We start from the raw sequence: 20,899 nt of genomic DNA, 5'->3' as shown, positions 1-20,899 counted from the left end.
CGATGCCCGACGCAGACGACGACCTGCGTCAGGACCTCGCCGGCGTCGTCCTCGCGGAGCTCCGCGCCGGCCGGACCCGGCTCAGCCCGCCGGCGGTGGCCGCCCTCCGCATCCTGGGCGGCGAGCCGCGGCGGTCCCCCGAGCCGCGGCCGGCGCGGCGCGGCCGGCTCGCCCTGGCGACCGGAGCGGCAGCCGCGGTGATCGCCGGCGGGGTCGTCCTGGCCGCCACCGCGGACGACCAGCAGTCCGCACCGGCCGGTCCCGGTCCTGCCGCCACGGCCCTGCCGGCCGCCGCGGCACCGATCGGCACGACCGAACCGGCCGACGTGCCGACCGGCACTCCCGAGGCGGCCGGCGTGCACGAGGACCCCGGAACGGCTCCGGCCGCCGCCCGACGACCGGCGGACGCCGCACCGGTCGTGCCCACCGCGCCGGCCACGCCGCGACCGCGGCCCCCAGCCGTTCCCATGGGCGCGGACGCCCCGGCCGGAGCGCCGGCTGCGCAGCCCGCCACCGCGGCCGCCGTCGCGACGCCGCCCGCCCCGCCCACCGAGACGCGGTCCACGGCGGTACCCGCCGCGCCCCCGTCGTCCCCCGCCGCAGGACCGGCGCGGTCCGCGACCCCCAGTCCCGGGTCGACCCCCACGTCGACGCCGTCCCGCGAGCGGGCCACGCCGTCCTCCGCGTCGTCCGCACCATCGCCCTCGACGCCGCCCTGCCGGCAGGACCGGCCCCACCGGACCGGCGCGCGCCATGGCTGAGGAGGCCGCGCCGCAGCGGCCGGCGTTCGAGCTCGGCACCGACGGCCCGTCCGTGGTGGTCGTCGGCTTCGACGGGTCGCCGCCCTCGGTGCGGGCCGGCGCGTACGCCGCGGGGGTCGCCCGCCGCGAGGGCGCCCGGCTCGTCGTGGTCCACGTCGAGACCCCGCCGGTGATGGCCCTGCTCTCCCCCGACCAGCCGTGGCCGATCCGGGAGACGATGGCGCAGCGGACGGCCGACCTGCGCACGCAGGTGGAGGACGACGCCGCGCACGCCGGGGTCCGCGCCGAGTTCGTCGCGGTGCGCGGCGAGCCGTTCGCCCAGCTGTGCCGCCTGGCCACGCAGCTGCGGGCCGACCTGGTCGTGGTCGGGGCCTCCGCCCGGGTGGGGCACCGCCTCCTCGGGTCGCTGGGCACCCGCCTGGTGCGCAGCGGCCGCTGGCCGGTCGTCGTCGTCCCCTGACGGGCACCGGACGATCGACCACCGCCTCGCTTGTGCCGGTCGGTGCACCCTCCTAGCCTCCTGCCCCGGGACCCCCGTCACCGGGAACGCCGAGGCCAGGAGGCTGCGATGAAGAAGCTCATCAACGACCCCGCGGACGTCGTCCCCGAGGCGTTGCGCGGCCTGGCCCTGGCACACCCCGAGCTGCGGGTCGACCACGAGAACCGCGTCGTCCTCCGGGCCGACGCGCCGGTGCGGGGCAAGGTCGGCCTGGTCTCCGGCGGCGGCTCGGGGCACGAGCCGATGCACGCCGGGTTCGTCGGGATGGGGATGCTCGACGCGGCCTGCGCCGGGGAGGTGTTCACCTCGCCGGTCCCCGACCAGGTGGTGGCGGCGACCCGCGGCGTCGACGGCGGCGCCGGGGTGCTGCACATCGTGAAGAACTACACCGGCGACGTCATGAACTTCGAGATGGCGGCGGAGCTGGTGGCCGCCGAGTCCGACACCGAGGTCGTCGCGGTGGTCACCGACGACGACGTCGCCGTCCAGGACAGCCTCTACACCGCCGGACGGCGGGGCGTCGGCGTCACCGTCCTCGTCGAGAAGCTGGCCGGCGCCGCGGCCGAGGAGGGCCGGCCGCTGGCCCAGGTCGCCGACATCGCCAAGCGGGTCAACGCCAACGGCCGCAGCATGGGCATGGCGCTCACCTCCTGCACCGTGCCCGCGGCCGGCCGGCCCACCTTCGACCTGCCGGACGACGAGATGGAGATCGGCATCGGGATCCACGGCGAGCCCGGCCGCCGCCGCGTCCCGCTGGCGCCGGCGCGGGAGGTCGCCGAGATGCTCCTCGAGCCGGTCCTGGCCGACCTGGACATGACCGGCGGCGACGGGGTCATCGCCTTCGTCAACGGCATGGGCGGCACCCCCCTGCTCGAGCTCTACCTCATGTACGCCGAGGTGGTCGCCGTCCTGGAGAAGGCCGGGGTCGGGGTCGCCCGCAACCTCGTCGGCTCGTACATGACCAGCCTAGACATGGCCGGCTGCTCGGTCACCCTGCTCAAGGCCGACGACGAGCTGCTGCGGCTGTGGGACGCCCCCGTGCGCACCCCGTCCCTGCGCTGGGGCGCATGAGCGCCGTCGACGCCGCCGCGCTCACCGCCTGGGTCCGGGAGTTCGCCCGGCTGGTGCACGAGCAGCGCGACGCGCTCACCCAGCTCGACGCCGCCATCGGCGACGCCGACCACGGCGCCAACCTCGACCGCGGGATGACCGCGGCCGTGGCCGCCCTCGAGGCCACCCCCTCGGACGACCCCGCCGCGGTCCTCAAGACCGTCGCGACGACGCTGATCAAGACGGTCGGCGGTGCCAGCGGGCCGCTCTACGGCACCTTCTTCCTGCGCGCCGCAGGCACCCTGGACGGGGACGACGGTCGTGCGCTGGCCGCCGCGGTGCGCGCCGGGTACGACGGCGTCGTCGCCCGCGGCAAGGCCGAGCGCGGCGACAAGACGATGCTCGACGCGCTCGGCCCGGCGTGCGACGCGCTCGACGAGGCGCTCGGCTCCGGCGAACCGCTGGGCGAGGCCCTGGGGGCCGCCGCCGAGGCGGCCGCGGCCGGGCGCGACGCGACCGAGCCGCTGATCGCCCGCAAGGGCCGGGCCAGCTACCTGGGCGAGCGCAGCGCCGGCCACGTCGACCCCGGCGCGGCCTCGGCGACGCTGCTGGTGCAGGCCGCCGCCACCGCGCTGGCCGGCGAGGGCTGAGCGGTGCCGGTCGGGCTGGTGGTGGTGTCGCACAGCCGCGCCCTCGCCGACGCCGCGGTCGAGCTCGCCCGCGGCATGCTGCCCGGCCGCGAGCTCGCCGTCGGCGTGGCCGCCGGTGACGTCGACGGCGGCCTCGGCACCGACGCGACGGCGATCGCCGACGCCGTCACCGCGGCCGACAGCGGGGACGGCGTCGTCGTCCTCATGGACCTCGGCAGCGCCGTCCTCTCCGCCGAGACCGCGCTGGAGCTGCTGGACGACGACGTCCGCGAGCGGGTGGTCCTCTCCCCCGCTCCGCTGGTCGAGGGTCTCGTCGGCGCGGCGGTCACCGCGGCCGCCGGCGCCGACCGGGACCGGGTCGCCGCCGAGGCGCTGCGCGGCCTGGCCCCCAAGCAGACGCACCTCGGTGGGCCGGCCGGCGGGAGCTGACCCCCGCCGGCCGGGACCCCGGCGCCGGCCGGGGGCTACGGACGGATCTCGTAGACCAGGTTGAACGGGGTCTGCGCCGCCCGCCGGAACCGCGTGAAGCCCGCCTCGGCCGCGACCTCGCGGATGGCGGCCTCACCGGCCTGGGCGCCGAGTGCGTAGCCGCCCGGCTGGGCGAGCGCGTTGGGGACGCACAGGAAGGTCGAGCCGTTGTAGTACAGCCGCCCCACGGGGTTGAGGGTGTCCTCGACCGTGTCGCCGGCGAACGGTTCGACGAGCAGCCACGTGCCGTCGGGCGCCAGCGCCTCGCGCACCCGGCGGGCGGCACCCACCGGGTCCCCCATGTCGTGCAGGCAGTCGAACATCGTCACGAGGTCGTATTCGCTGCCGGAGAAGGTCTGCGCGGAGGCCACCTCGAAGACGACCCGGTCGCCGACCCCGGCTTCGGCGGCCTTCTTGCGCGCCAGGTCGATCGACTCGGCGTGCGAGTCCGAGCCCACGACGGTCGTGCGCGGGTGGGCCTGGGCGAGCAGCACCGAGGTCGACCCGAGACCGCACCCGACGTCGGCGACCCGGGCCCCCGCGGTCAGCTTCTCCTCGACCCCGTCGAGGGCGGGGATCCAGTCCGGCACCAGCTGGGCCACGTAGCCGGGCCGGTAGAAGGCGTCGCACCCCACGAAGACGTCCTCGTGGTGCTCGCTCCAGGCGACGCCGGCACCGGTGCGGAAGGCCTCGGTGATCCTCGGTTCCGCGCGCAGGTAGCCGAGGACGACGAGGGACGCCGCGGCCAGGTCGGGACCGTTCGGGTCGGCCAGGCAGAACGCCTGCTCCTCGGTGAGCGAGAACTCGCCGGTCGCCGCGTCGTAGCCCACCCACCCGCCGGCGGCCTGGCCGCGCAGCCACTCGGTGAGGTACCTCGGGTGGCACCCGCTGCGCTCGGCGAGCTGCTCGGGCGTCGCCGGGCCCTGCGCCAGGGCGCGGTAGAGCCCCAGCCGGTGGCCGATCGCCACCGCGCCGACGGATCCACCCGCACCCAGGTCCGTGACGAAGCGCTCGAGGAACGCCGTCACCCTGCTCTGGTCCATCTCGTTCTCCTCCCAGTGTCCTGCCCGGTCGCGACAGACGGTGGGCGCGGGCGCTGTCACGGCTCTCGCACGCGCTGGCAGCCCGCTGACAGGGCGGCCCCGGGCCTCCCGTCCGGACGCCGACGCGGGCACGCTGGGCTCCGGAGGTGCGCGATGTCGGACGACCAGGCGACGGCGCGGGTCCGGGTGGAGGTGCTCGGTCCGCTGCGGCTGGTCGTCGACGGCCGACCGGTCGACGTCCGCGGCCCCAAGCGACGCGCGGTGCTCGCCCTCCTCGCACTCGCCGAGGGCCGGACCGTGCCGGTGGACTCCCTGGTGGACGCGCTGTGGCCGTCGGAGGTGCCGGAGTCGGGCCGCCAGGCCCTGCACAGCCACGTGTCCCGGCTGCGCGGGCACCTCGGCTCCGCGGCGGCCCGGCTGGAGACCCAGCCGGACGGCTACCGGCTCGTGCTCGAGGACGACGCCCTCGACGTGGCGCGGGCGCGGGCACTGCTCGCGGCGGCGCGCTCGCGCGGACGGCAGGACCCGGCCGGTGCGCTCGCCGTGTTGCGGGAGGCACGGGCCCTCTGGCGGGGACCGCTCCTGTCCGACCTCACCGACGTCCTGCCGATCGCCACCGCGGTCGAGGAGTGCACACGGCTCCGGCACGAGGTGACCGACGCGCTGATCGGCAGCGCGATCGCCGCCGGGCAGGCGGAGGAGGTGCTGGGCCTGGCGGCTGCGTCGGTGACCGAGGACCCGCTGCGCGAACCCGCGGTGCTGCTGCTGGTCCGGGCACTGGCGGCGACCGGGCGGGCGCCCGAGGCGCTGCAGACTGCGCGCGGGTACCGGCAGCGGCTGGCCGAGGAGACCGGCCTCGACCCGTCACCGGAGCTGGACCAGCTGGAACGCGAGGTCGCCGGAGGAGCCGCCGGCCCGGCCCCCGGACACCGGGTGTCCGTCCGGCCCACGACCCGGCTCATCGGCCGGGACGCGGAGGTCGCCGCGCTGCACCGGCGGCTGGAGAGCGAGCGGCTGGTGACCCTCGTCGGGCCGGGCGGCGTCGGGAAGACCCGCGTCGCCCTCGAGGTCGCGCGACGCAGCGGGGCGACCGCGACGCTGCTGCTCGCACCGGTCACCGATCCGGCCGCCGTCCCGCACGCGCTGGCGGCGGCCCTGGGCCTGGAGGTCGTCCGGGGCGACGTCCTCGCGGCCTGCGTCGCCGTCCTGGGCGACCGCCCCGGCCTGCTGGTGGTGGACAACTGCGAGCACCTGCTGGACGCGGTCCGCGACGCCGTCGACGCCGTCCTGTCCGCCTGCCCGCGGCTCGCCGTGCTCGCCACGAGCCGGGAACCGCTCGGTCTCGCGGCCGAGTGCGTCGTCCGGCTGGCCCCGCTCCCGCTCCCGGACGGCGATCGGGACCTCGCCCGGGTCCCCTCCGTGGCGGTCTTCCTGGACCGGGCCGGACGGGTGCGCCCCGGCCCACCGCCGACACCCGACGAGCTGCGCACGATCGCCGACATCGTCCACCGGCTCGACGGCATGCCGTTGGCCATCGAACTCGCCGCCGGCCGGCTGTCGACCTTCTCGCTGACCGACCTGCGCAGCCGGCTGACCCGCTCGCTGGACCTGCTGGGCGGGGGTCGACCCAGCGGGGACGTCCGGCACCGGACGCTGCGCGCGACCGTCGAGTGGTCCTACCAGCTCCTCTCCGAGGACGAGCGGCGCCTGTTCCGGCACCTGTCGGTGTTCGTCGACGGCGTCGACCTGGGGACCGCCGAGCGGCTCGCCGCCGACCTGGGCCTGGGCAGCGACCCGGGGAGCGTCCTCGCCCGTCTGGTCGATGCCTCGATGGTCGAGGCCGACATCGGGGAGGCCGGCACCCGCTACCGCATGCTCGACACGCTGCGGGTCTTCGGCCTGGACCGGCTGGCTGCGGCCGGTGAGCACGAGGCCGCGACCGAGCGCATGCAGCGCTGGGCGGTCGAGCTGACCGCCTGGTTCGCCGCCACCACGCCCACCGCCCGCGAGCCCGAGGCCGACGCCGTCCTGCGCCGGGAGGTGGCCAACCTGCGGGCCGCCTGGCGGTCGGCCCGCAGCCGCGGCGCCCTCGACGACGCGGTCGCGATGGTCCTGGGGCTGTACGACGCCGTCACGTACCGCGACCTCGTCGAGCTCCGCAGCTGGGCCGAGGAGCTGGCCGCCGACCCGGCGCTCGCCGGCCACCCGCAGGAGGCCGCGGTGCTGGGCACGGCCGGCGAGGCCGCCTACCACCGCGGCGACCTCACCACGGCGGTCCGGCTCGCCCGCGCGGGGCTGGAGCGCGCCACCGACGCGATCGGGACGGGGTACTGCCTACTGCCGCTGTCGGTGGTCGCCCTGGCCCGCGGGGCGTACGCCGAGGCCGCCGAGCACGCCCTCGCCGGGGCCGCGCTCCGGGTCCGGCCCGGCGAGTTGCTCGGGATCGCCGCCCTCGCGCTCGCCTACGCGGGGGACGCCGACCGGGCGCGGAGCCTCAACGCCCGCGGGCTCGCCGAGGCGGCCTCGCCCTCGATACGGGCCTTCGGTGCCTACGTCACCGGGGAGATCGAGACCTCCGTCGGCCGCCGGGACCGCGCCGAGCCCCACTACGTCCGGGCCATCGACCTGGCCCGGACGGCGGGGGCCACCTTCGTCGTCGGCATCGCCTCCGTGGGGCTGCTCCCCGCGCGCGCCGACGCCGGCCGGGTCCGCGAGGCGCTGGTGGGGTACCGGGAGGTGGTCGACTACTTCGCCCGCACCGGCAACTGGACCCACCAGTGGACGACGCTGCGCAACCTCGCCGACCTCCTCCGCCGGCTCGGCGACGAGCAGCCGGCCGACCTGCTCGACGCGGCCTCCGACCGGGCTCCCGACGCCGCCGCCCGCAGCACCCCACCGCAGCCGGCCTCCGTCGAGGCGCCCGGCCGGGACGCCGTCCTCGAGGTGGCCCGGCTGGCCATCGAGCGCAACCTCACGCGCGTGTGACCGCCGCGACCGGCTGCTGGGCGACCGGCGCCGAGCGCCGGTGCTCGACGAACGACTCCTCACCGACCCAGGCGGTGTAGCAGTCGATCCCCATCGTGGAGATGAGGCCGGCCGTCTGGGTCGTCTGGGCCGCCAGCGCCCGGACCTTGCGGGCTGCCGTGTCCGGGTCCAGCACCAGGTCGACCGCCAGCTGCTCGTCGGGGACCGCGACGGGGTAGCCCGGCAGGTAGACGCCCAGGCGTTCGTCCAGGTCCTGCCACCGGGGCACCCGCCGCGCAGCGGCCGCCGCGTACAGCAGCCGGGCCCCCGGCGCGGCCGCCCGCTCGAACGCCGCGGTCACCCACGCCGACACCGCCTGGTGGTCGGGGTGACCGGTGATGCCGTCCGGGCCGAACGTCACCACGGTGTCCGGGGCGACCTCGTCGATCACCTCGCACAACCCCGCGACCGCCTCGGACGCGGGGGCGGCCGGGCACTCGCCGTCTCGGTACGCGAGCCAGCGGTGCTCGGAGACGCCGAGGACCGCCAGGCAGCGCGCCAGCTCGCGGGTGCGCTCCGCGGCCAGCCGTCGGGGCGGCCACGCCTCCGGGTCGGGGGTGCCCAGCTCGCCGCGCGTCGCGGTCACGCACACCACGCGCGAGCCGCCGTCGCGGGCCAGCGCCATCAGCCCGCCGGACAGGTAGGCCTCGTCGTCGGGGTGCGCCCAGACGCCGAGGACGGTGCCCAGCTCGGCGACGACGGTCACGGACTCGGTCATGATCGGACCTCCAGGTCGAGGGATCGGTGCAGGATCAGTCCGGCGCCGCCGAGGGCGACGCCCAGCAGCGCCAGCGGACGGGGGCCGGCGGTGTCCACGACGAGACCGCCGAGCAGCGCACCCACCGCGAACCCGACGTGGGTCGCCGCGCTGTTCAGGGCCAGGGACACCGCCGCCGCGTCCCCGCCCAGCCGGAGCACGCGGTGCTGCTGCGCCGCGGTGAACGCCCAGGCCGCGGTCCCCCACCCGGCCACGACGACCAGCAGCGCGCCGCCGGTCGCGGCGACCAGCGGGAGCGCGGCGACCGCCGCCGTCAGCGCCCCTCCCGCCAGCAGGACCAGGCGCCGGTCCCCGAGCCGGTCCGCCAGGGTCCCGCCCCACCAGGCCCCCGCCGCGCCGCCGAGGCCGAACGCCGCCATGACCAGGCCGGGACCGGCCGGTCCGGCGACCGGGTCCAGGAGCACGCCGAGGTAGCTGTACACGCCGTTCGAGCCGGCCATGACCAGGACCGTCGCGCCCAGCGTGACGACGACCGCGGGGCGGCGGACCGGACGCAGCCGCTCGGACAGCGTCGACGGGGGCAGCCGACCGGACCCGACGTCGCCGCGCAGCAGGACGACGGCGCCGCCCGCCGCGAAGAGGGCGGCCAGGCCGAAGGCCGCACGCCACGACAGCACCCCGGCCAGCAGGACGCCGAGCGGGGCACCCAGGACCATCGCGGCCGAGGCCCCGCCGAGGACCACCCCCAGCGCCCGGCCGCGGGACCGCGCGGGGGCCGCCGCGACGGCTGCCGCGGCGGCGACCGGCACGTGCACGGACGCCGCGAGGGCGCCCAGTGCCCGGGCGACGAGCAGCACCGCGAACGTCGGCGCCACCGCCGCCACCGCGGTGCACGCCCCGAACAGCGCCAGGGAGCCGATCAGCACCCGCCGCCGCGGCCGCGCGCCGAGCGCGGCGCCGAGCAGCGGGCCGCCGACCGCCTGTGCGGCCGCGGAGACCGTCACCGTCAGGCCGGCGGTGCCGACCGTGATCCCGAGGTCGTCGGCCAGGCCGGGGAGCACCCCGGCCACGACGAAGAGGTCGGTGCCGGTCGCGAACGCACCGATCCCCAGGACCGCCACCGGCGTCGCCGGCCCGCGGCCCCGCTCCGGCGCGCGGACCGCCTGAGGCGGCACCGCTGCGTCCACCGGTCGACCGGCCATCTCGTCCTCCACCTCCACGGGTCCTCACGGTGGCCGCGCCCCCTCGCAGCGCCCTGTCACGCGGCTGGCACGGCCGCCGCCCGCGTGGCAGCGCTGCGGCGCCGGCACCGCGGCGGTGTCGGACCCGGCTGCCACCATGGCGCCGTGCTGTTCGCCGACGTCGTCACCGCCTCCGCCGCGGTGGCGGCCACCCGCTCGCGCACGGCCAAGGCCACGGCCATCGCCGACCTGCTGCGCCGCGCGGACGGCGACGAGGTGCGGGCGGTCACCGCGTGGCTGGCCGGCGATCCCCTGCAGGGCCGGCTCGGGGTCGGCTGGCGCACGCTCGGCCGCCTCGCGCACGACCCGGCCACCTCGCCGCAGCTGACCGTCCCCGCCGTCGACCGAGCGCTCACCGAGCTGGCCGGCACGAGCGGCACCGGGTCGGCGGCCCGGCGGGAGGTGCTCCTCGAGCAGCTGTTCACCGCCGCCACCACCGACGAGCAGCGCTTCCTCGTCCGGCTGCTCACCGGCGAGCTGCGGCAGGGCGCGCTCGAGGGCGTCGTCCTCGACGCGATCGCCGCCGCAGCCGACGTCCCCACCGCGGCCGTGCGGCGGGCGTTCATGCTGTCGGGCAGCCTGCCCGGGACCGCCGCCACCGCCCTGGCCGGCGGCACCGACGCGCTGGAGGCCGTGCACCTGCGGGTCGGCCGCCCGGTGCGGCCGATGCTGGCCGGCCCCGGCTCCTCGCTGGACGCCGTGCTGGCCGACCTCGGCGGCGACGTCACGGTCGAGCACAAGCTGGACGGCGCCCGGATCCAGGTGCACCGCGACGGCGACGTCGTGCGCGTCTGGACCCGCACCCTGCGCGAGGTGACCGACGGGGTGCCCGAGCTGGTCGCGCAGGTCCGGTCGCTGCCGTGCCGCACCGCCGTCCTCGACGGGGAGACCCTCGCCCTGGACGACGACGGCCGGCCGCGCGCCTTCCAGGACACGATGAGCCGCTTCGGCAGTGACGAGCCCGACCCCGCCGTCGTGCTCAGCCCGTTCTTCTTCGACCTGCTGCACCTCGACGGCCGCGACCTGCTCGACGAGCCGCTGGCCGTCCGCCTCGACGCGCTGGCGGGGCTGCTGGCCGGCGCGGAGCACGCGGCGCTGCGGATGCCCGGCGTCCGCCGGCCCACCCCCGAGCAGGCCGCCGAGGTGCTCGACGCCGCGCTGGGAGCAGGGCACGAGGGCGTGGTGGTCAAGGCGCTCGACGCGCCCTACGCCGCCGGGCGCCGCGGGCGGGCCTGGCAGAAGGTCAAGCCGGTGCACACCCTCGACCTGGTCGTGCTCGGCGCGGAGTGGGGGTACGGCCGGCGGTCCGGGAAGCTGTCGAACATCCACCTGGGCGCCCGCGACCCCGACGGCGGCGAGCCGGTGATGGTCGGCAAGACCTTCAAGGGGATGACCGACGAGCTGCTCGAGTGGCAGACGCGGACCTTCCCCGGGCTCGCCCGCGAGCAGCACGAGTGGGGCGTGCTGCTGGAACCGGAGCTGGTCGTCGAGGTCGCCCTGGACGGCGCCCAGCGCAGCCCCCGCTACCCCGGCGGCGTCGCGCTGCGCTTCGCCCGGGTGGTGCGCTACCGGCCGGACCGGTCGCCGGCCGACGCCGATCCCCTCGACGCCGTCCGCGCCCTGCTCACCGGGAGCTGAACGCGGAGCCCTCAGGCGGGGACCGCGGGGGCGTCCCAGTCGACGGAGTGGGCCCGCACCCAGGCCTGCGGGTCCCGGCGCCGCAGCACGAACGGCATGACCAGGTCGCGGGCGACCCGGCCGATGGCGGGGGGCGACTTGGCGCTGCTGGTGCGGAAGCCCTGGGCGACGACCCGCTCCACCCGCTCCCGGCGCAGTCCCTCGAACGCCGTCAGGGCCGCGGGGAGCGGCAGGTCGCGCAGGCAGCGGGCGAGGACGACGGCGTCCTCGACGGCGAGCGACGACCCCTGACCGGCCGCCGGTGAGGTGGCGTGCGCGGCGTCCCCGATCAGCACCATGCGGCCGGCGGACCACCGGCGGACGGTCGGGACGTCGTAGGTCGTCCACCCGCGCAGCGGGCCGGGTGTGGCCTCGACCAGGTCCAGGACCGGCGACCGGTCGCCGCGGTGCAGGTCGGACAGCAGGGCACGCCACTCGGCGTCCGAGGTGCCCGCCACCTCGCCGGCGGGCGGCTCACGGGTCAGCGGCGGGTTGGCGAACCACCAGGTCCCCCCGGACGGCGCCGCGAGGTACCCGGCGAACCCGCGCCGGCCGAACACCATCGTGAGCTGGCCGACCTCGGCGTCCGGCGGGACGTGCTCGGAATACCCCGCGGTGTTGAGCACCGGGACGAAGCGGGGTGGCGGACCACCGGGGTCGACCAGGGCCCGGACGGTGGAGCGGACGCCGTCGGCCCCGATCAGGAGGTCCGCCTCCTCGGCGGTGCCGTCGGCGAAGGCCGCCGTGACCGCGGAGGCGGTGCTGCGCGCGTCGACCAGGCGGGAGCCGTAGCGGACCCGCACGCCGCGGCGCACGGCCTCGGCGTGCAGCGCCCGGTAGAGATCGGAGCGCCGCAGGGAGAGGCCGACGCTCCCGTCGGGGCCCGATGTGGGGACGGCGCCCAGCACCTTCCCGGTCCAGCTGCGGAACTCGATGACCGGCGTCGGGAAGCCCACGCCGGCGACCGCCTGGTCCGCGTCGATCGCCCGCAGCGCGTCGAGCCCGTTGGTCTGCAGGCCCAGCCACGCGCCGACGTCGCCCGCGGGGCCGGCGTGCGCCTCGTGCACGGTGACCTCGATGCCGACGCGCTGCAGGGCCATCGCCACGACGGGCCCGGCGACCCCGCCGCCGACGACGATCGCTCGGGTCATGCCGCACCTCCGCGTGGTCCCGTCCGAGAGGGCATCTCCTCACAGGCCGGCGCCGGATGCCACCCCTGTGCGCCCGATGGGCGCCGGGAGCAGCGTGCCCGACCACCGTTCCCGCACGCTCCCCCGCTGCCCACCATGCGGGGCAGGGGCAGAGCGTCCCCGCAGCCACGTCCGCTCCGGCTCCCGTCCCGCTCGCCGTCCGCTACCGGCCGGCCGGGTCGCCGACCGGCGCCGATCCGCTCGACGGCGTCCGGGCCCGGCTCGCGGAGGGCTGGACTCCGGCCCGCGGCGGCCAGCTCACCAGCGCCGTGCCCGCACCCAGGACGGCGACCGCACCCAGCAGCGCCACGCACGCCGGCCACCCGGCCGACGAGAACAGCGGCGCCGGGACGACGGCGCCGATGGCGCCACCGGCGTAGTAGCAGGTCAGGTAGAGCCCGACCGCGCTCGACCGGGCCGCCCCGCCGCTGGCGGCGGCCTGCGCGGTGGCGCACGCCTGGACGGCGAACACGCCGGTGCAGGCCGCCGCCAGTCCGGCGACGACGGCCGCGGTCGCCGGCACGAGGGTCAGTGCCAGCCCGGCGAGCACGACGGCGGTGGCCAGCACGAGCACGGCACGACGGCCTGCCCGCGACACCAGCCGCCCGGTCAGCGGCGTGACGACGACGGCGACGAGGAACACCGCGAACACCGCCCCGACCTGCGCGGTGCCCAGCCCGAACGGCGGCCCGGACAGGTGCAGCCCGGCGTAGGTGAAGGCGCCCACCTGCACGAACAGCACCGCGGCGCCCAGGGCGCAGGTGCCCAGCAGCCGCCCGTTGCGCAGGTGGCCGCCGATGCCGCGCAGGCCGCCGAGCACACCGGCCGTCGGCGCGAACCGCCGCTCCGGTGGCAGCGACGCCGCCACCCCGCCGAGCACGACCACCAGCACCAGGGCCAGCGCCGCGGACGACGCCCGCCAGCCGAACGCATCCGCGACCGCGCCGGAGAGGAACCGGCCGAGGAAGCCGCCGAACGCCGTCCCCGAGACGTAGAGGCCGTTGACGGCGGCCGACCGCGAGGCGGGCACCTCCTCGGCCACGTAGGCGACCGCGACCGCGAAGACGAACGGGACGGCCAGGCCCTGCGCCGCCCGCGCGGCCAGCAGCACGGCGAAGCCGGGGGCGAGGGCGCCGGCCGCCGTCGCTCCGGCCAGCACGGCGATCGCCGTCAGCATCACGCGCTTGCGGCCCAGCCGGTCCGACACCGCCCCGGCGAACGGCGCGGCGACCGCGACCCCCAGCGCCGTGGCGCTCACCGTCCAGGCGGCGGCGGTCGCGGAGACGTCGAGGTCGGCGGCGAGCGCCGGCAGCAGCGGCTGGGTCGCGTAGAGCGTCAGCAGCGCCGACAGGCCCAGCAGGAAGACCGCCGTGTCCGTCCCTCGCGGTGTCCGCACCCCGCCCACCGCACCACAGGGGGTCGGGGCGCGGACGCCGGGGTCGGTCCGCGTGCGGAGCGGCGGTCAGACCCCCGACGGGGACGCGGCGGGGATGCCGTCGGAGGACGAGGCAGCCGCGCCCGGGGACGGCGTCCGTACCGGCGGCCGACTCGCGAGTCCGAGCCGCGCCATCTCCTGCTCGTAGCACTCGTGCAGCAGGACCAGCCGGTGGACCAGCCGGTCCACGTACGCGGCGGAGGTGCTGACCGGAGCGGGCTCCAGCATCAGCGACCAGAACAGTCGGTCGACGTCCCGGCCGCAGGCGTGCCTGCGCCACTCCGCCGGGGACGGGCGGTGGCCCAGGGCGGCCGTGAAGCGCCGCGAGACCGACTCCCGCAGCTCGCCGACGACCGCGTCGTGGACAGCGAGGGCGTGCGCGTCCTCCCCGCCGGTCCGGCGCGCCGAGCGGCGCGGGCGCCGTGACGCCGCCGGCCCCGGGACCACCAGGCCGATCGCGCGACCGAGCAGGAACGTCAACCGGAACCGGTCGCCGTCCGACAGCCGGTCGTTGGCGTGCCGCAGGACCGCGGCCAGTTCCCCGTCCACGGAGTCCGGGGCGTCGGTAAACGGCTCGCCGGCCAGGAGGGCGGTGTACTCCATGAAGCACGCCCCGCGCGCCGGACTGCGGTGCCTGCCCCGGCTGAGCACCGGCATGGACGCCGGACCCTGCGCCATCGCCCCGCCTCCTCCACCGGCGCCCCGACGGACGGGGTCCCGGTGCGCTCCGACCGGGGAGCACGAGCGACGTCCCGCCGCCCGTTCCCGGTCGTAGGAGCGTACGGCGGACGGGTCGTCCGCGGCAGCCGCCGGCGACGACACCGGTCCGGGGAGCCCGGACGCCGGCCCGTACGGTCGCCCCCATGGCACTCATCCACCGGGCCACCCTGCGGCCGTCGAAGCTCGAGCTGGTGGCGGGCTGGGCGCCCGGCCGGCCGTGGGGTGCCGCGGCCGCAGGCGCCGAGCTCGAGCAGGTCGCCGCCTACCGCTTCGACGACCCGGCCGGCGAGGTCGGCACCGAGACGTTCGTGCTGCGCGCCGGCGACACCCTGCTGCACGTGCCGCTGACCTACCGCGGCGCGCCCGCCCCGGAGCTGGCGGAGCACCTGGTGGGGACGACGGAGCACTCGGTGCTCGGCCGGCGCTGGGTCTACGACGCCTGCGCCGACCCGGTGTACGTCGCCGCGCTGGCCGCCGCGGTGCTCACCGGCGCCCCGCAGGCCGAGGAGCACGTCGTGGTCGACGACCGGCAGGAGCGCCGCGACCCCACCGCGCACGTCACCGGCAGCGGGACGGCGGCCGACGTCGGCGCCCTGGGCACGCCGGCCGCCACCGACACCGCCGACGCGACGACCGTCCGCGCCGGGGACCTGGAGCTGGTCGTGCGCCGCGTGCTGACGCCGGTCGTGCCCGCCGACGGCGCCGCGACGCTCACCGGCACCTGGGCCGGCCAGACCGACCCGGTCCTGCTCGCCACCGCCCGGCGGGTCTGACCGTCAGACCCCGGCGACCCGGGGCGCGACCTCGGTGCCCAGCAGCTCGATGCCGCGCAGCAGGTCGGCGTGCGCCAGCCGCGGGTTGGTCATCTGGATCGAGACGCGGTCGACCCCGCCGAGCTGCCCGGACACCCGGACGAGCTTGTCGGCCACGGTGTCCGGGTCGCCCATGAAGAAGGCGCCGTTCGGGCCGCTCGTCGCATCGAACTGCGCCCGGGTCGGCCGGGCGAAGCCGCGCTCGCGGGAGACCTTGGCGAACATTTCGTGCCAGCCCGGGTAGATGGTGTCGGCGGCGGCCCGGGTGCTCTCCGCGACGTAGCCGAAGACGTGCAGCCCCACCCGCAGTCGCTCGGGCGCGTGCCCGGCCTGCGCCCCGGCCCGGCGGTAGAGGTCGACCAGGGGCGCGAACTGCCGCGGCTCCCCGCCGATGATCGCCACCATCAGCGGCAGGCCGAGCAGCCCGGCGCGGACGAAGGACTCCGGCGTCCCGCCGACCCCGACCCAGATCGGCAGCGGGTCCTGCAGCGGCCGCGGGTAGACGCCCTGTCCGGTGAGCGGGGGGCGGTGCCGGCCCGACCAGGTCACCTCCTCGGAGTCCCGCAGCCGCAGCAGCAGGTCCAGCTTCTCCTCGAACAGCTCGTCGTAGTCCGCCAGCGACAGCCCGAACAGCGGGAACGCCTCGACGAAAGAGCCGCGGCCCACCACCAGGTCGACGCGGCCGCGGGAGACGAGGTCCAGCGTGGCGAACTGCTGGAAGACGCGGACCGGGTCCGCGGCGCTGAGCACGGTCACCGCGCTGCCCAGCCGGATGCGCGAGGTGCGTGCGGCTGCGGCGCCCAGGACCACCGGCGGTGCCGAGTCGTAGTACTCCGGGCGGTGGTGCTCACCGATGCCGAAGGAGTACAGCCCGACCTCGTCGGCGAGGGCGATCTCCTCGAGCAGGTGCGCCATCCGCTCCTCGGGCCCGACCGGTCGCTCGGTCGAGGGGTCGGTCACCGCTGCGACGAAGCTGTCGACGCCGACGTGCACGGCTGTCCTCCTCAGGGGTGGGGGCCGCCACCGGCGACGGTCCAGTGTTCAACCAGTCAACCAGGCGAGGACCCCGGCCCCGAGGTCAGCGGCGGGTCGCCCGGGTGGCCAGCAGCCCCAGCGCGCCAGCGCCGTCGTCCTCCCCCTGCCCACCGGGAGCGGTGCGGACACCCGGGTGCCGGAACCGTCGTGCGGCGCGGATAGGTTGCCGTGACCCAGCGCACGCACGCACAGGAGGTCCGGTGCCGGTCGACCCGCACATCGCCGCTCTGCTCACCATGCTCGCCGAGACCGGCCTGCCGCCCATGTACGAGGGGACGGCGGAGGCCGCCCGGACCCAGTACCTGACGCTGAGCGCGGCGCGCTCCCCGGACCTCGTCGTGCCGGTGGGAGCGGTCGAGGACACCACCGTGCCCGGCGCCGAGGGTGACCTGCGCGCCCGCGTGTACCGGCCCGAGGGCGAGGGCCCCTTCCCCACCGTCGCCTTCTTCCACGGCGGCGGCTGGGTCATCGGCGACCTCGACACCCACGACCAGTCGGTGCGCGAGATCTGCCGCGGCAGCCGCGCGGTCGTCGTCGCCGTCGACTACCGGCTCGCCCCCGAGCACCCCTTCCCCGCCGCGGCCGAGGACGCCGTCGCCGCCGCCCGCTGGGTCGCCGCGCACCGGGGCGAGCTGGGCGGGGACGACCGGCTGGCCGTGGCCGGCGACAGCGCGGGCGGCAACCTCGCCGCCGTCGTCGCCCAGCAGCTGACCGCCGAGGGCACCCCGCTCACCGCGCAGCTGCTCATCTACCCGGCGGTCGACGCGCTCGGCGACTACCCCTCGCGCACCGAGAACGCCCGCGGCTACTTCCTCGAGCAGCCGACCATGGACTGGTTCTACGGCCACTACGCCGGCGCCTGGGACGACGCCAAGGACCCGCGGCTGTCCCCGCTGCACGCCGCCGACCTCTCCGGGCTGCCGCCCGCGGTCGTCGTCACCGCGGAGTACGACCCGCTGCGCGACGAGGGCGAGGCCTACGGCGAGGCGCTGCGCGCCGCGGGGGTGGAGGCCCGGGTCCGCCGGTACGACGGGCTGATCCACGGCTTCTTCGCCATGGGCGCGGTGTCCCCGGCGGCGCAGGCCGCCGTCGACGAGACCTGCGCGGCCTTCGGGGAGCTGCTGCACCGCTGAGCCGAGCCCGCCGCCGCCCACGCGCGGGCGGCGGCGGGCGTCACGCGCGGGTGTAGCGCGAGTACGTCACCCCGTTGCGGAAGCCCCGGCACTCGACCAGCCGCAGCCGGTCCGCCGCGGCGCCGTCGGGGAACAGCCGCCGGCCGCGGCCCTGGACGGCGGGGTAGGTGAACAGCCGGTACTCGTCGACCAGCCCGGCGCCGATCAGCGTGTGGCAGAGGGTGATGCTGCCGGTGACGACGATGTCCGCACCGGGCTGCTCCTTGAGCCCGCGCACCTGCTCGACCGGGTCGCCGTCGAGCACGGTGGTGTGCGCCCAGCCGGGCTCGGTGAGCGTCGAGGAGACGACGTACTTCTGCACCCGGTCCAGGTAGGCGCTGATGCCGGTCGGGTCGTCGGTGCGCCCCGGCCAGTAGCTGCGGAAGTCCTCGAAGGTCTGCCGGCCGAGGAGCAGGGCGTCGGCACGCTCGTCCTGGCGGTGGATCTCCTCGACCAGGTCGGAGTCGTCCACCCCCGCCTGCCCCTGCGGGTCGAACCAGTCGCCGAGCATCTCCACCGCGCCGTCGACGGTCGTGTTCTGCGTGATCGCGAGCGTGCGCACCGTGCCTCCCGGGGTCGGTTCCCGTCGCAGTACCGACCGCCCGGGCGCCCGCGACTCATCGCCGGGACCCTGTCCGGTCTCGACCGCGGCTCGGGGGTCGCCGGGTCCGGTCAGGGGCGCCACGCCGGCCGGTAGTCGGGGTGCGCGGCGTAGGGCAGCGCGAGCAGCGCCAGGGTGAGCGCGGCCAGCTGGTGCTGGTCGGTGGGCGGCAGCGGGATGTCCAGGCCCGCCGGGCGGGCGCCGAGCAGCCGCAGGTCGGGTCGGACGTCGCGGCAGGCCAGCACGAGGCGTCGCTTGGCGGCGCACTCGGCGAGCACCCGTGCCGGGTCGTGGTGGGCGACGTGGTCGGCGGCGCCGTCCGGCGCGGTCACGCCGCCGTCCCAGGACGCGCGGCCGCTCGCCTGGGCCGCCTCGGCGGCCAGCCGCTGGTCCTCGGCGATCCGGGCCAGCAGGAAGCCGTCCAGGTCCGGTTCGAGGTCGGGTTCGAGCCCGGGGTCGGCGTCCATGCGGCCATCCTGGGCCGCGGGCCCGCGCGCCGGAACCGGCTGCGGTGTGCTGGGCGTCCTACGGTGGGCGGGACATGCGGAACCCGCCCGGATCGCCCGACCTGCTCGTCGCCGAGGGACTCGCGGTGGGGTACGGGACCGCCCCGGTGTGCGCCCCGGTCGACCTCCGCCTGGCCGCCGGCCGCGCCGTGGCCGTCGTCGGAGCGAACGGCTCGGGCAAGTCCACGCTGCTGCGCACGCTGGTCGGCCTGCTGGAGCCGCTCGACGGCGCCGTCGCCTTCGCCGGCGCACCGGTGGACGAGCGGTCGGCGGCCTTCCGCCGCGACGTCGCCGCCGTGCTGGACGACGACGCCTTCTTCGTCTCGCTCACCGGCCGCGAGCACCTGCTGCTGACCGCGCGCGGGCACGGGGTGGCCGCGGCCGAGGAGGTCGTGGACGCCGAGGTCGAGGCGTTCGGCCTCGGCGAGCGCGCCGACGCGCTGCCCTCGGCGCTCTCCTCCGGCCAGCGGCGGCGGCTGGCGCTCGCGGCCGCGTTCGTCCGGCCCGCCCGGCTGCTGGTGCTCGACGAGCCCGAGCGCCGGCTCGACGCCGGCATGCGGGCCCGGCTGGCCGCCCGGCTCGCCACCCTGCGGGACGCCGGCACCGCCGTGCTCCTCGCCAGCCACGACGCCGACGTGGTCGGGACGGTCGCCGACGAGGTCCTCGTGGTGGACGACGACGCCTGCCGGCTGCTGGCCCCGGCCGAGGCCGCCGGCCGCATCGCGGAGCTCTGAGCGTGGCGACCGAGGTGACCGCGCCGCTGGACGGTGCGGCGGTGCGCCGCTGGACCCGCTCGGCGACGGCGGCGCGGGCGCGGACCACGCTGGGCGAGCGGCTCTCCGAGGCCTGGGGCGGGCTCGTCACCGCCGGGATCGGCGTGGCCGTCGCCGGCGGCAGCCTCGCCTCGCTGCGCGAGCGCATCGCGCTGGCCGGCGCGCCGGTCACCGGGACGACGCTGCCCGCCTCGCTCACCTCCGCCGCCCTGGCGCTGCTCGCGCTGGCCGGCGTGGTCGTCGTCCTGGCCCGGCTGGGGCCGGTGAGCGCCACGCCGGCGGCCGCCGCGTGGTGGCTGCCGCTGCCCGCCGACCGCCGGAGCCTGCTGCGCGGCGAGCTGGTGCGGCTGACCCTGGCCGGGGTGGCCGTCGCCGTGCTGCTGGCGCTGCCGCTGGTGTTCGGGGCCGTCGCCACACCGACGGCGGCCTCGGTGCTGGGCGGGCTGGGCGCGGCGGTCGCGCTGGCCGTCGCCGCGGTCGGCGGCACGGCGCTGCTGCAGACCCGGCGCCGCGGCCGCGCCGTGGCCGGGCTCGCCGGTGCGGTCGCGGGCGCGGCGGCCGTCGTCCCGGCGGTCGCCGGCACCCTCGCCGCGGCGGGCGGGAGGCCGGTCGGCGTCCCGGTCGCCGGCACCCCGCCGGGCTGGGCCCTCCCGGTCGCGGCGGTCGCCGCGGCGGCCCTGCTCGTGCGGGCCGACCGGGGCCTGGGCCGGCTGGACGCCGGCCGGCTGCTCGCCGGCGGGGAGACGGCCCGCTACGCCAGCGGCTCGCTGCTCTCGCTGGATACCCGCCAGCTGGGCCGCGCGCTGGCCGGCCGGGACCGCCCGCCGCGCCGCAGCCGCCGGTTCTCCCGGGTGCGCCACCCCTGGCAGGCGGTGGTGGCCGCCGACCTCGCCGTCCTCGCCCGCGGCCGGTGGCAGCTCGGCCAGCTCGCCGTCGCCGCCGCCGTCCCGGTCGTCGTGGCCCGCACCGAGGGGCTGGGCGCGCTGCCGCCCGCGGTGTGGGCCGGCTGCCTGCTCGGCTGGGCGCTGGCCGCGACGGCGGCCGGGCGGGCCGCGCGGGAGGCGCAGGGCGCACCGGAGCTCGACCGGCTGTTCGCCCTGTCGGCCGCGGCCGTGGTGCGCAGCCGCGCCGTCGTCCCGCTGCTCGCCACCGCGCTGGTCGGCACCCTCAGCGGGCTGCTGCTGGGCGTCGGCACGGGGCTCCTCGGCAGCTGGGCGCTGCTCGGGCTGGCCGCGGCGCCGGCGTGGGCGGCCGCGGCGCTGCGCGGGGCGCTGCGCCCGGACCCGGACTGGTCCGGGCCGGTGGTCTCGACCCCGATGGGCGTGCTGCCGGCCGGGGTCGGCGCCACGCTGGTGCAGGGCGTGGACGTCGGTGTCGTCGGCAGCCTGCCGCTGCTCGCCGCGCTGGGGACCGGGGGCCCGACCCCGGTGCTGGTCGCCGTCCAGGGGGTGTGGGCGCTGCTGCTGGCCGTGGCGGTGCTGGTGCAGCTCGGCCGGCGACGCTCTCGCGCGAGCTGACCGGAGG

General features: G+C 77.8%; 20 protein-coding genes. 11 read left to right on the top strand and 9 right to left on the bottom strand.

Annotated features, from left to right (window positions below; genetic code table 11):
* The first annotated feature begins 2 nt into the window (after positions 1 to 2).
* The 5 genes from ACI79G_RS01005 to dhaM all read left to right on the top strand — a co-directional run bounded on the left by ACI79G_RS01005 (position 3) and on the right by dhaM (position 3,389).
* The gene (locus tag ACI79G_RS01005) at positions 3 to 761 is read left to right on the top strand and encodes a hypothetical protein (protein ID WP_456878899.1); all 759 of its coding nucleotides are present in this window, start codon (positions 3 to 5) and stop codon (positions 759 to 761) included.
* Complete coding sequence (locus tag ACI79G_RS01000; protein ID WP_456878897.1) at positions 754 to 1,221, top strand: universal stress protein; 468 nt, start codon at positions 754 to 756, stop codon at positions 1,219 to 1,221. Before ACI79G_RS01005 ends, ACI79G_RS01000 begins: the two co-directional genes overlap by 8 nt.
* Positions 1,222 to 1,329: 108 nt before the next feature.
* Positions 1,330 to 2,331 carry a dihydroxyacetone kinase subunit DhaK gene (gene dhaK / locus ACI79G_RS00995; RefSeq protein ID WP_456878896.1) on the top strand — a complete coding sequence of 334 codons (1,002 nt, stop codon included), beginning with the start codon at positions 1,330 to 1,332 and terminating at the stop codon, positions 2,329 to 2,331.
* The gene (gene dhaL / locus ACI79G_RS00990) at positions 2,328 to 2,960 is read left to right on the top strand and encodes a dihydroxyacetone kinase subunit DhaL (protein ID WP_456878894.1); all 633 of its coding nucleotides are present in this window, start codon (positions 2,328 to 2,330) and stop codon (positions 2,958 to 2,960) included. The genes dhaK and dhaL overlap by 4 nt, the downstream gene beginning before the upstream one ends.
* A 3-nt stretch (positions 2,961 to 2,963) precedes the next feature.
* Positions 2,964 to 3,389 (top strand): dihydroxyacetone kinase phosphoryl donor subunit DhaM, encoded by a 426-nt coding sequence (gene dhaM / locus ACI79G_RS00985; protein WP_456878892.1) that lies wholly within the window; start codon positions 2,964 to 2,966, stop codon positions 3,387 to 3,389.
* A gap of 35 nt (positions 3,390 to 3,424) precedes the next feature.
* Here dhaM and ACI79G_RS00980 read toward each other — a convergent pair whose 3' ends face one another.
* Positions 3,425 to 4,471 (bottom strand): class I SAM-dependent methyltransferase, encoded by a 1,047-nt coding sequence (locus ACI79G_RS00980; protein ID WP_456878891.1) that lies wholly within the window; start codon positions 4,469 to 4,471, stop codon positions 3,425 to 3,427.
* Between the two features lie 153 nt (positions 4,472 to 4,624).
* Between ACI79G_RS00980 and ACI79G_RS00975 the strand changes: the two genes are divergently transcribed.
* Positions 4,625 to 7,456, top strand: a complete 2,832-nt coding sequence (locus tag ACI79G_RS00975; RefSeq protein WP_456878889.1) for an ATP-binding protein — start codon at positions 4,625 to 4,627, stop codon at positions 7,454 to 7,456.
* On the opposite strand, the gene ACI79G_RS00970 is transcribed toward ACI79G_RS00975, so the two are convergent.
* On the bottom strand, positions 7,443 to 8,213 hold the full coding sequence (locus ACI79G_RS00970; RefSeq protein WP_456878887.1) for a PIG-L deacetylase family protein: 771 nt from the start codon (positions 8,211 to 8,213) through the stop codon (positions 7,443 to 7,445). The genes ACI79G_RS00975 and ACI79G_RS00970 overlap by 14 nt on opposite strands.
* Positions 8,210 to 9,433: an MFS transporter gene (locus ACI79G_RS00965; RefSeq protein ID WP_456878885.1), complete on the bottom strand. Its 1,224-nt coding sequence runs from the start codon at positions 9,431 to 9,433 to the stop codon at positions 8,210 to 8,212. Before ACI79G_RS00965 ends, ACI79G_RS00970 begins: the two co-directional genes overlap by 4 nt.
* 126 nt (positions 9,434 to 9,559) lie before the next feature.
* On the opposite strand from ACI79G_RS00965, the gene ACI79G_RS00960 reads away from it, so the two are divergent.
* Complete coding sequence (locus tag ACI79G_RS00960) at positions 9,560 to 11,092, top strand: ATP-dependent DNA ligase (RefSeq protein ID WP_456878883.1); 1,533 nt, start codon at positions 9,560 to 9,562, stop codon at positions 11,090 to 11,092.
* An 11-nt stretch (positions 11,093 to 11,103) separates the two neighbouring features.
* Here ACI79G_RS00960 and ACI79G_RS00955 read toward each other — a convergent pair whose 3' ends face one another.
* The 3 genes from ACI79G_RS00955 to ACI79G_RS00945 all read right to left on the bottom strand — a co-directional run bounded on the left by ACI79G_RS00955 (position 11,104) and on the right by ACI79G_RS00945 (position 14,434).
* Positions 11,104 to 12,282, bottom strand: a complete 1,179-nt coding sequence (locus tag ACI79G_RS00955) for an FAD-dependent oxidoreductase (RefSeq protein ID WP_456878881.1) — start codon at positions 12,280 to 12,282, stop codon at positions 11,104 to 11,106.
* Positions 12,283 to 12,484: 202 nt separating this feature from the next.
* Entirely contained in the window at positions 12,485 to 13,717 is a 1,233-nt protein-coding gene (locus ACI79G_RS00950; protein ID WP_456878879.1) for an MFS transporter, read from the bottom strand.
* A 66-nt stretch (positions 13,718 to 13,783) separates the two neighbouring features.
* On the bottom strand, positions 13,784 to 14,434 hold the full coding sequence (locus ACI79G_RS00945; RefSeq protein ID WP_456878878.1) for a hypothetical protein: 651 nt from the start codon (positions 14,432 to 14,434) through the stop codon (positions 13,784 to 13,786).
* Positions 14,435 to 14,619: 185 nt separating this feature from the next.
* Here ACI79G_RS00945 and ACI79G_RS00940 point away from each other — a divergent pair, with 185 nt between their 5' ends.
* A complete protein-coding gene (locus tag ACI79G_RS00940; RefSeq protein WP_456878877.1) occupies positions 14,620 to 15,249 on the top strand; it encodes a CG0192-related protein in 630 nt (209 codons plus the stop codon).
* A 3-nt stretch (positions 15,250 to 15,252) separates the two neighbouring features.
* Here ACI79G_RS00940 and ACI79G_RS00935 read toward each other — a convergent pair whose 3' ends face one another.
* Complete coding sequence (locus tag ACI79G_RS00935) at positions 15,253 to 16,281, bottom strand: Atu2307/SP_0267 family LLM class monooxygenase (RefSeq protein WP_456878875.1); 1,029 nt, start codon at positions 16,279 to 16,281, stop codon at positions 15,253 to 15,255.
* 242 nt (positions 16,282 to 16,523) lie between these two features.
* On the opposite strand from ACI79G_RS00935, the gene ACI79G_RS00930 reads away from it, so the two are divergent.
* Complete coding sequence (locus ACI79G_RS00930) at positions 16,524 to 17,456, top strand: alpha/beta hydrolase (protein ID WP_456878873.1); 933 nt, start codon at positions 16,524 to 16,526, stop codon at positions 17,454 to 17,456.
* A 40-nt stretch (positions 17,457 to 17,496) separates the two neighbouring features.
* Here ACI79G_RS00930 and ACI79G_RS00925 read toward each other — a convergent pair whose 3' ends face one another.
* Positions 17,497 to 18,057 (bottom strand): dihydrofolate reductase family protein, encoded by a 561-nt coding sequence (locus ACI79G_RS00925; protein ID WP_456878871.1) that lies wholly within the window; start codon positions 18,055 to 18,057, stop codon positions 17,497 to 17,499.
* A 110-nt stretch (positions 18,058 to 18,167) separates the two neighbouring features.
* Entirely contained in the window at positions 18,168 to 18,563 is a 396-nt protein-coding gene (locus tag ACI79G_RS00920; RefSeq protein WP_456878870.1) for a DUF6221 family protein, read from the bottom strand.
* A gap of 74 nt (positions 18,564 to 18,637) precedes the next feature.
* Here ACI79G_RS00920 and ACI79G_RS00915 point away from each other — a divergent pair, with 74 nt between their 5' ends.
* Both ACI79G_RS00915 and ACI79G_RS00910 read left to right on the top strand, forming a co-directional pair.
* Entirely contained in the window at positions 18,638 to 19,336 is a 699-nt protein-coding gene (locus ACI79G_RS00915; protein ID WP_456878869.1) for an ABC transporter ATP-binding protein, read from the top strand.
* Between the two features lie 2 nt (positions 19,337 to 19,338).
* Positions 19,339 to 20,892, top strand: a complete 1,554-nt coding sequence (locus ACI79G_RS00910; RefSeq protein WP_456878867.1) for a DUF6297 family protein — start codon at positions 19,339 to 19,341, stop codon at positions 20,890 to 20,892.
* The last annotated feature ends 7 nt before the right edge of the window (positions 20,893 to 20,899 follow it).

The organism is Geodermatophilus sp. SYSU D00779 (assembly GCF_054050595.1).
The sequence above is the reverse complement of the archived record's forward strand: the minus strand, read 5'-3'. Positions and strand labels throughout refer to the sequence as shown.

Excerpts from the sequence above, each read along its gene's own strand:
- ACI79G_RS01005 (WP_456878899.1), top strand. The coding sequence starts at position 3 with ATGCCCGACGCAGACGACGACCTGCGTCAGGACCTCGCCGGCGTCGTC.
- ACI79G_RS01000 (WP_456878897.1), top strand. The coding sequence starts at position 754 with ATGGCTGAGGAGGCCGCGCCGCAGCGGCCGGCGTTCGAGCTCGGCACC.
- dhaK (WP_456878896.1), top strand. The coding sequence starts at position 1,330 with ATGAAGAAGCTCATCAACGACCCCGCGGACGTCGTCCCCGAGGCGTTG.
- dhaL (WP_456878894.1), top strand. The coding sequence starts at position 2,328 with ATGAGCGCCGTCGACGCCGCCGCGCTCACCGCCTGGGTCCGGGAGTTC.
- ACI79G_RS00980 (WP_456878891.1), bottom strand. The coding sequence starts at position 4,471 with ATGGACCAGAGCAGGGTGACGGCGTTCCTCGAGCGCTTCGTCACGGAC.
- ACI79G_RS00975 (WP_456878889.1), top strand. The coding sequence starts at position 4,625 with ATGTCGGACGACCAGGCGACGGCGCGGGTCCGGGTGGAGGTGCTCGGT.
- ACI79G_RS00970 (WP_456878887.1), bottom strand. The coding sequence starts at position 8,213 with ATGACCGAGTCCGTGACCGTCGTCGCCGAGCTGGGCACCGTCCTCGGC.
- ACI79G_RS00955 (WP_456878881.1), bottom strand. The coding sequence starts at position 12,282 with ATGACCCGAGCGATCGTCGTCGGCGGCGGGGTCGCCGGGCCCGTCGTG.
- ACI79G_RS00945 (WP_456878878.1), bottom strand. The coding sequence starts at position 14,434 with ATGGCGCAGGGTCCGGCGTCCATGCCGGTGCTCAGCCGGGGCAGGCAC.
- ACI79G_RS00940 (WP_456878877.1), top strand. The coding sequence starts at position 14,620 with ATGGCACTCATCCACCGGGCCACCCTGCGGCCGTCGAAGCTCGAGCTG.
- ACI79G_RS00920 (WP_456878870.1), bottom strand. The coding sequence starts at position 18,563 with ATGGACGCCGACCCCGGGCTCGAACCCGACCTCGAACCGGACCTGGAC.
- ACI79G_RS00915 (WP_456878869.1), top strand. The coding sequence starts at position 18,638 with ATGCGGAACCCGCCCGGATCGCCCGACCTGCTCGTCGCCGAGGGACTC.